The organism is Methylophaga sp. UBA1464 (assembly GCF_002325665.1).
Taxonomy (GTDB): Bacteria; Pseudomonadota; Gammaproteobacteria; order Nitrosococcales; family Methylophagaceae; genus Methylophaga.
Map to the genome: position 1 here is coordinate 6,588 of NZ_DCSO01000042.1, position 8,780 is coordinate 15,367.

Genomic DNA, 8,780 nt, shown 5'->3' on the forward strand with positions numbered 1-8,780 from the left:
TTTATAGAACCAACCACTTTGAATAGCTGCTTTTCTTCCTTCACGGTTAAATAGCGATCTATCGTTTTTGATAATGTGTGTTCTGTCATAACGCCCTCCTGCAGTACACAAAAAAACCGACTGCGAAGCTGAATACAGCCGGCTAAAAACTTATTGAAATGTTGTGTGTGAGATTCGCTGCAGGTGTCTCGTTGATATCCACCAACAGCTTGTCCACGTTGCCGTTCGCATTAAATGAAATAGCTTTAGGCACTATCTCGATATAACCTCGACGGGTAGGTAAAAGCAGCCAACGACCGTTTTTAACGATATGTTCGTGCTGTGACTTGCCGTGCAGTAATTCGGTTAAAACGAGCTGGTTTTCACTCTGGTCGATGTCATCAAACCGGATACGGCTGATATGGATTTCATGAGCCTGGCTTATTTGAATAACATCCCCAACGTCCAACCAGACACGCTTGGCCATGCCCATCATGAGTGTGGGATTAAGCATCAAAAATACTTTAGCCATCGCTCATACCCTCCAGACGTGCAGGTATAGAAGCCATTGCTGCAATGGCTTCGAGCGTTTCCTTACGGACTGTTCTGATTTCGGTGGTGGTGATTTTGCCGTCTTCCAGGGCGTGATGGATGGCTGAGGCCATGCCACCAAACTCGCTTACTGCATGGCTGAAATGATTCAGAAACTCAGCATCTGCCATACCGGTGTACTGTTTTGAGCACAGGCAAGCATGATCGAGCAAGCTACATATCTCATGTAATAAACGGAAATCTTGGGTAACCAACATCAACATGACCGCTTCTTTTAGGGTCAGATGATGGGTTTCCATTGAGGGATTAACTTTATGCTGGAGCGTTCCAGCATTCATATTGGTCTTTGAAGCGAGCGCTTTGGCCCCACCACGGTAATCATGTACCAGGTCATATGCTGCAGTTTCTATTGGATCGTACATGTCGTTTTGCCCCTAAATTCGACTGGTGTATGTTTAAGGGGCTGGCTAGTATTGACCTTGAGCATAGCTCAGAGGAAAGGTGTGCGAAGCCAGCCTCATTACTGGATAGGGTTGCCGTCCTATCCAGTTCCCTATGCTGATAATTTGTGAGATTGGCTTTTTAAGTGGCTTACAACGGCATCAGTAACTATTTTTGTCACTGTCGTTTCTTCTTCAATTGCGCGCATTTTTAGACGTTTCATCAACGGCTTAGGTAAATCTGCTTGCAACCTCTGAACTTCAATTTTCTGGACTGTTGACATGATTGTCTCCATAATCGGCGATTATTCATTTAATATTTCTATTACTTTTAACGGATTTATTAATTATTGTTTTAATCTTTAGGGACAATCTATACCTATCATAAATGGGTGTCAACAACTTTAGGTATTATTTATGCCCAACATTTTAGAAAAGCTTGATTTTGTTCGCTTCACGCGGCCCTATTACCCGTGGTTAATGGGGCTTGGGATATCTAAAAAGACGATTGGGGATATAAAATCCGGTGTTGAAACAGAGTCTGAAGCGTTGATTTCAGCCTTAGTGCATTGTGAGAATGTGTCACGCTCATGGCTTGAAGAGGATGCTGGCCCCCCTTTCACCGTTGCCGATATTCATAATGATGATGAATGCAGTGAGCTGCTTTCACTTATGTTGGAAGATGAACAATGGACGGTATATATCGCTAATGATGGTTATGACAAAGCTATCATTCTCACCCAACCAGCCCAGCACAAGCGGCCTCGCATTGGGTTTATTGACTACACACTGCTCGAAGTTTTACCTCATGCTGGCGACAAAACCCTAAAGGTTGCCTATTCACAAGCCACCATACTAAAACAGCTAGATATTGAAGCTGAAACACTGGATAAGATCATAACGGGTCAAGTGGGAACGTATTGGATCGCCGAACGTAAACCCTCGGCCATTTTGGATAGGGCTGAAATCATCCCTATATCAAAACGTAAGGCAATGAATCATCAATATCAGGCTAAAGACTTAAATAATTCAGCAAATATGTATCAAGTTAATGATCCATCATCTGAAATTATGGATGAAGAGATTTTATTGAAAAATTATCGATTATTAACCGATGATAATAAGAAGCTAGTTCAAGGCATAACAAGGAATCTTCGATAAGGATTGCTAGATTATGAAAGGAATCTTTTATACATGCTTATTGCTCCTCGCCCCTTCTGTTCAAGCTCAAATGTATAAGTGTACCGATGCTGCTGGGAATGTCAGTTTTCAGGGACTGCCGTGTGATGCTGAGCAAATTACCGAATGGCAGCGTGAAACCGATAAACAACGGGCAGAAAGGGAAAGGCAAGAGGCTAATGCTGCCAAAGAGAATAAGACCCGTTCCAGTAATGCTGAACCAAGCTTCGCCCAAAAAGAAGACCAGCTCAAGACCAAAGAAGAGCTTGCTCGCTGGTCAACTGCAGAACCAACAGATGAAATGATTCAGTCCCTGAATGGCTACCTGCGTACAAACTTGAAAGATCCCGACTCGCTTAAAGACCTCGAATGGGTAGAAACCGTGACGAGTGGGTTCACCTATAAAAGCCATATCCGATTCAGAGCAGCGAATAGCTTTGGTGGTTATGTGCTCAATGAAAAACTAGTGCGGTTTAATGATGCAGGGAAAATTTTGGAATTCGGCGATCGACAGTCTATCCTTCCAATCGAATACCAATAAAAGGTGTGATTCATGGATAAAGATGAAGAAATGGGTAGTTCAAAAAAAGTATCTATCAGTGATTTAAAAAATGACACATTGCCTAAAAAACCAGCCAAAAGTATTTCTGATCACTTCGCAAAATTAGCTAAGTCAAATCAGAGTCTTTTCAACAGCACAGCTGAAATAGCTAACCTTCAGTCTGTGTCTCCTATAAACACATTAACTAATGTATTTAAAAAGTTTGATAGGAATCGAACTGAGGTAAATTATGAACAACGATTAGCATCTATCAATGAGGAAGAAATACAAGTATTAATAGATAACCTTCGAATAATAGAACAAAAGCTCGACAATGATGACAACTTCGAATATAGGTTTTTTCAGGTTAATAGAGATGCCTTATCTATTCTGCTAAATCATAAGCGGGATTTTGAGCAGCATACATCTGAGCTCGAACAAAAATTACGTTATAAGCAAAAGGAAATTGATATCGAAAAAAGAGCTGATTGGGCAGCTAAATTTCGTTTGTTTTTTTTCAGAACACTTGGAGCTATGCTATTAGTTGTAACCCTTTTTAGTATTGGGTTCATTGAGCACAATTATGAATGGGCTAGGCTGCCACTTTCTTCATATTTAAAACCTGATGCTAATAAAAATACAGTTAGTATTGCTCCAATCCAGCTTCCTTCAAACATAACTCCGGTAGAGATAGTTACTATACCCGAAGTAAATGGTGAGATAGACATTGCTGATAAAGAGTTAGTACCAATAAAACCCTCTGAATTAGAATCAACTCCAGAACAATCAAACGAGTAAAGCTAAAAGGAGTATTTATGGCTAGAAGAAATAATAAATTGGTCGATAACATCATGGACATGTTGTTAGAAATATCAGCATTAAGTTGGAAAATTGGTGCTTTTATCTCATTTGTTTTTGTGATGGGTAGTATTTACGCTTTTAATTACGCCCAATCTATTCAGCAAACAAATAACACTATGGTCAAAAGTGTGTTAGAAGGTGGATTAATATGGGTCTACTACTTTATCCCGTTGGGGCTTTTAGGAATTGCCATTATATTTGGTTGGAAAGCCTATAAAAAATTCATCAGAGATTCTTACTACTGATGATATCTAGAAGAAATGCCATATTGCTAACGCTATTTGGAATTTTTCTTGGTGGAATATTGGTATATCTTTCGCCCACATTTAAAAACCTTACTCTCAATATAGAGTTTAGCTCACATACCCCAAGTATAGTTATTGCAGTTTGTGCTCTAGTCGTAACAGTCTGGCAACTAAATAACAGCATTAAGCACAATAAACTTAATATGCTACCTAGATTACAAGTGCTGATACATTCTCCTACACAAGATCCTAAAAACAATGAACTTTTTGAAATTAGAATTATAAACAACGGGTTGGGACCTGCTGAAATTGATAAGGCTTATTTTGAATATACAAAAGAAAATAAAATAATCCCATTTAATCTAGATGTCGCAGGAATGGATCGATATATACAATCAGCTTTTATGGAAAATACCGACTCTGAAGATGTAGGTGAACTCTTAAAGGCAGTTCATACAAATTATATTCGACGTCCTTACCGAATTATTGAGTCTTTAGCAAAAGAGCAACTTATCTCTGCAAATGAGAAGATATGCATAATGAAGCTGTCTATTCCATCACCAGAATTAGTTGAAAATTTATCTGATGAAGATATGAGAACGATGCGTAACCAAGCAAAAGCAGCACTTAAAGCCACTAGAATAATCATAAAATATAACTCGTTATATGGTGATAGTTTTACTTTTGAAGATTTTCTTCAACACTAAATCACTACCTCTTCTTGAACCAAATTCGGCGCTTCACCTTGAATTTGCCCAGTGCGAATATAATATTCTTCCCCAACCGTTCCTGTGCCTCGCACATTCATCACGCCGCCATCAATCAATTGCATCACGCTGGCATTACCTGCAGTGCTGATTAGTGTGCCGATCAGTAAAGGATCTTTAGGCAGTAAACTTCTGAATGCTAACCATTGGTTGTTGGTTTCTTCACCGATAAACAGTGTCTGCAATACTTCAGGGCCTTGGCATGACACCTCGATACTGTTCACGATGCCTCTGGTTTCACCTTCGCCAATCTCTATGGCCACAAATGAACCGACTTCGATGAGGGGAATATCAATGCCATCCATGGGCAATTGAAAGCTTTCAATATCGGGTTGGATGTACTGGCCAGCTAACAAACGTTCACCTTTTGCCCTGACACCAATCACATCGGTCATCAGTTCATTGCTTTCTGTGGGGATTAACACATCACCGGCTGTGCCATTTAAACGGCAGAAACCTAATACCCCGGCTAATTCACCACCATGAACATAGACACCGTTGGCGGTTACTCGTGTCGTTGGTCGGTCAGTGACTTCAAGAAGTGGATCCGCTGTTACCGTGATATCTGGTGAGACGTTTTCATAATTCCAAGGTAATACTGGGTAACGCGGTATCACTTTAATCGTTTGCGAATCTCTAGCAGGAACCACGATCGCACCTGCAGCATCCGCAATATCAGCAATGGCCTGAATGGGGGTTCGGTTCTGGTAGCTATAGACCCCGCCAGGTACATTCCAGGTTACGGCTTGCCAATCTAATGTCCAGCCATTGGGTAAATGTAATTCGGCCAGTTGTTGTATGGCCAGCAAATCGCCTTGTGTGCCTGTTTCGGGCTGTCGATATGGCCCGGATAACAATGCACTGCCGCTACGACCAGAAATATCCACTGACTGGGATGCAAATCGCCGACGCTCTTTTACGGATTCAACCAGAATATGCCAGACATAACCATTGATGGTGATAATGAGTTTGACACTATCGCCATTGGGTAACGGTTTGACTAATGGCTTTTGAGTGACATCGAGCAGCTTTGCACTAAAGGACCAGGCAAAACTATCAGCATCAAAATTTAATTTTATGTCAGCCAGGTCAATTGGCGTCAGGTCTTCCAATGTCACGCTGATAGTATGTTTCATGGCGTACGTCTCCCGAATGGGTATTTCATAAGTCTCACCGGATGGTGGTTCTGGTTCTGGGTCTGGACGTGGTGGATCAATCCAGGGGCTTTTACCTGGCGGTGGTCGGCGAGCTATTTCGATGATTGAACACAATTTTATTTCCTGCCAGGCTGCAGGCTGCCAATGGCTATCAAATTCATTACGAATAACACCGAGATTGTGTCCACTGGCCAGATAAGTCGTCTGTCCAAATGTCCAGGCATACTCCGGCTGCAGATCATAATTATGTTGCTCAAAGCTGAAGCTGGTATTAGGTGTGTAGCGATATTCCGGGGGTGGCTCCAGCCATACCAATCGAGTGAAATCAAATTGATGACGGCTGCTATCTTGCAAAAGCACCAGCCAACGATCGGGATACACCTTTGTCATCTGCTGATGCACGACTGCATTACGGATATTTCGTACCAGGGTTGATTCATTACGAGCACATAGGCTACGTTCAGTTCGAGTGCCCTGCTCCCGAACCAATTCAGTTTTGCCCCGCACAGCTGTGGCTTGCTCGATATCGATTTGTAATTGGCCATCCATCCGGATCGCCTGGTCGGTTTCGAGCACTGCTTTTATATTCGCCGGTACCGTCTGTTGCTGAACGCTGATCGCCTTATGATCATTGCGTGTGGCTTGGTCTCGGCTTAAGAGCGATTGAAGCCCAACACCTGCAGTGGCATCTTGCCAGCGTATTTCTGGGCGCGTAGTAATAAACCGCTGAACATTAACGTCATACTCTGCAAGGAGACCACCAACCATATCCTCAAGAGTTGCCCCAATCTCTGCAAAAAACCGAACATGTTCCGCCTGGATACATGCAGACAGGCCATCCAATACCGCAGTAATGGTTGCGAGCGTTTCATCCGGGGTTTCGACAGTAAAATCAAATACTGTTGTGGGAGAATATGATCCACTTACAAAATCGAAAGTATTGCCCGGCGTATAGTCCATTACCCGGTCCTAAATAGCCGTAGGTATAAGCGGCCCATGTGTAATTGGTTGAACCATCCTCTCAACCAACTCCCATTGCACATCGCCATCAATTAAAGTTGCACCAGCTGGTGATGATGGCCAAAGTGGCTCCGTCTCATCTGACGTACCGGCAACAATACATCGATAATAATAGGGAGTTGTTGAGGGATCATTGGGAAAACAAAATTCACCCAAAACATAGTCATTATCAGGAAGCCATTGATCACCATAATCCGGGAGAACGGTTAAAATTTGTGGCCCACGACGACTGGGTGGAACTTGAATGTTAAATGAAGTTTCTGTAGTTGATATTAAGCTTGTCAACTCCCCCGTAATGGCATGGTGACAATGTATTTTCCAATTCTCTGCAGCTAAGTTTTCGTCGATAACACCATTAATTTGTGTATACGTAAATTCATCTAACAGCGCCAAAACTTGTGCTGTTGAGAGACCTACTTCATACAATCTCACTTCGTCCAAAATACCATCGAACGGTAAATCGTTTAAGCTTATGCGGCCACTTAATCTTAAGTTATTGTTGTAAGTCCCTCTTACATAACCATCCTGAAAACCAATCAATTCACCATCTATATAGGCTCGAAAGCCATCATCATCTTCAATAAGACAGGCATGGTGGAACTTATCATCACAGTAATCGATTAAGGACCCTTCAGGAGTTCCAATTGAAACACCTGCCCCAGTGTTATTACGGGCAAAAAATTGAACGCGGTCATTAATAAATAACATCCCTCTATATGATGCTGAGTTTGGTACAGAAGTTTGTTGTTGCGACCAAAGCACTTCGATTGCGGACGGAAGCCCATCTCGCTTAAAGAATAGAGACATGCTTATATCATCAGACGGACCAGCATTAGTCTCCATTTTGGAATTAGGGACGCTATAAAATCGAATACCGTTGTTAAACCAACCTGGTACTTGATCGGCGTTAGTTTTTGTCCCGTTGAAACTTCCGACTTCATCTGTAACTGTATTGCCGACTATGGTTTCGAAATTCCAATAGGCCTTCAGACCAACTGTTGGGATAGCCACTATAAATTGCCCTCTGAAATTGTCCCGCCTAATACCCTCAAAACCCCTCCAGCCAATACATCCACGGTATTTAAAATAATTTCAGCACCAGATCCTGTTAAGCCACAGCCAAGATCCATCACAAATCCATCTTCAGAATCATATGCTCGTGCCCAGGTCACTTGGCCAGAATCATCTGCAGCAATATCATCCTGAATTTCATCAAATGTCAGCGTGCCATTCTCAACATCACCACAAGGGTCACTGAACATGCAGGTGGCTAAAAGCGTTTGATCGGTTATTGCTGCAGCAGTTGATGGCCGTGTGCCAGAATAGAATTCAATGAGGCCGCCATTTAATGCATTCGCTAAAAGCGACATTCTTGCGGTTCTGAGATTAGTTGATAAACCGATACCCATGACTCAGATCCTATGGTGTATCGATATCGCCGCGGATTTCGAGGCAGAAAGTATAGTTATCATCAGTGGCTTCACCTTGAGCGATAGATTGAATGATCCAGACAGGTGCATTTGCAGCGATGGTGTTAAACCTCAACACATTGCCACTTGACCAACCCGCACCCCAGCCTTCGCTTGGCAATGTGAAATAGGGCTGTGATGTATTAGGATTTATGGGCGATATATCCGAGCTGATTGAAACTGCAGACAAAATCTGACCGACATTCTCACCCACGACATTTACCGTGTTCGCACTGGTAAAAATTAATGCCCAGCGTTCTTGAATGGCACTCGCGTTGTCTACTTCAATGGGATATTGACCATTGTTATATTGACCGACGGTATCTGAGCCTATTCGCTGATCAGACCAAACGCCCGTCCAGGTTTGCTGATCAAATGGAACACTGGTTCGTGCAAACATGTCGCCATAAACGATCGCATTTGAGACTAAGGTTTCGCCCAATTCATAATCGTGAGTTAACGGCTGAGATAACCCAAGTCGACCAGTAATCTGAACATCTGTTAAAACAGCCATATCTTCAATACGATCAGTGATCGTTAATGGTTGAGACACGCCTGACAAATCAACCC

Annotated in this window: 12 protein-coding genes; 5 read left to right on the top strand and 7 right to left on the bottom strand. The window is 42.4% G+C overall.

Translation table 11 applies throughout. From position 1 onward, the window contains the following. Positions 1-142: 142 nt before the first annotated feature. The 3 genes from B3O33_RS04150 to B3O33_RS04160 form a co-directional block, all read right to left on the bottom strand. Positions 143-511: a hypothetical protein gene (locus B3O33_RS04150; RefSeq protein ID WP_292358988.1), complete on the bottom strand. Its 369-nt coding sequence runs from the start codon at positions 509-511 to the stop codon at positions 143-145. Continuing rightward, positions 504-953: a phage regulatory CII family protein gene (locus B3O33_RS04155; protein ID WP_292358986.1), complete on the bottom strand. Its 450-nt coding sequence runs from the start codon at positions 951-953 to the stop codon at positions 504-506. Before B3O33_RS04155 ends, B3O33_RS04150 begins: the two co-directional genes overlap by 8 nt. A 131-nt stretch (positions 954-1,084) precedes the next feature. Continuing rightward, positions 1,085-1,255, bottom strand: coding sequence for a hypothetical protein (locus tag B3O33_RS04160; protein WP_292358984.1), 171 nt, complete (start codon positions 1,253-1,255; stop codon positions 1,085-1,087). 133 nt (positions 1,256-1,388) lie between these two features. Between B3O33_RS04160 and B3O33_RS04165 the strand changes: the two genes are divergently transcribed. From B3O33_RS04165 to B3O33_RS04185, 5 genes are read left to right on the top strand one after another with little or no spacing between them, the layout of a single operon-like run. Further along, the gene (locus B3O33_RS04165; RefSeq protein ID WP_292358983.1) at positions 1,389-2,132 is read left to right on the top strand and encodes a hypothetical protein; all 744 of its coding nucleotides are present in this window, start codon (positions 1,389-1,391) and stop codon (positions 2,130-2,132) included. Positions 2,133-2,145: 13 nt separating this feature from the next. Beyond that, a complete protein-coding gene (locus B3O33_RS04170; protein ID WP_292363022.1) occupies positions 2,146-2,691 on the top strand; it encodes a DUF4124 domain-containing protein in 546 nt (181 codons plus the stop codon). A gap of 12 nt (positions 2,692-2,703) precedes the next feature. Further along, a complete protein-coding gene (locus tag B3O33_RS04175) occupies positions 2,704-3,489 on the top strand; it encodes a hypothetical protein (RefSeq protein ID WP_292358979.1) in 786 nt (261 codons plus the stop codon). A gap of 17 nt (positions 3,490-3,506) precedes the next feature. Continuing rightward, positions 3,507-3,797 carry a hypothetical protein gene (locus B3O33_RS04180; RefSeq protein ID WP_292358977.1) on the top strand — a complete coding sequence of 97 codons (291 nt, stop codon included), beginning with the start codon at positions 3,507-3,509 and terminating at the stop codon, positions 3,795-3,797. A gap of 23 nt (positions 3,798-3,820) precedes the next feature. Beyond that, the gene (locus tag B3O33_RS04185; protein WP_292358975.1) at positions 3,821-4,504 is read left to right on the top strand and encodes a hypothetical protein; all 684 of its coding nucleotides are present in this window, start codon (positions 3,821-3,823) and stop codon (positions 4,502-4,504) included. Here B3O33_RS04185 and B3O33_RS04190 read toward each other — a convergent pair. The 4 genes from B3O33_RS04190 to B3O33_RS04205 all read right to left on the bottom strand — a co-directional run. Further along, complete coding sequence (locus B3O33_RS04190) at positions 4,501-6,681, bottom strand: hypothetical protein (RefSeq protein WP_292358973.1); 2,181 nt, start codon at positions 6,679-6,681, stop codon at positions 4,501-4,503. The genes B3O33_RS04185 and B3O33_RS04190 overlap by 4 nt on opposite strands. Positions 6,682-6,690: 9 nt before the next feature. Beyond that, on the bottom strand, positions 6,691-7,752 hold the full coding sequence (locus B3O33_RS04195) for a LamG domain-containing protein (protein ID WP_292358971.1): 1,062 nt from the start codon (positions 7,750-7,752) through the stop codon (positions 6,691-6,693). Beyond that, complete coding sequence (locus tag B3O33_RS04200) at positions 7,752-8,150, bottom strand: hypothetical protein (RefSeq protein ID WP_292358970.1); 399 nt, start codon at positions 8,148-8,150, stop codon at positions 7,752-7,754. Before B3O33_RS04200 ends, B3O33_RS04195 begins: the two co-directional genes overlap by 1 nt. A 10-nt stretch (positions 8,151-8,160) precedes the next feature. Further along, the coding region (locus B3O33_RS04205; RefSeq protein WP_292363024.1) for a hypothetical protein at positions 8,161-8,780 on the bottom strand (620 nt) is incomplete at its 5' end.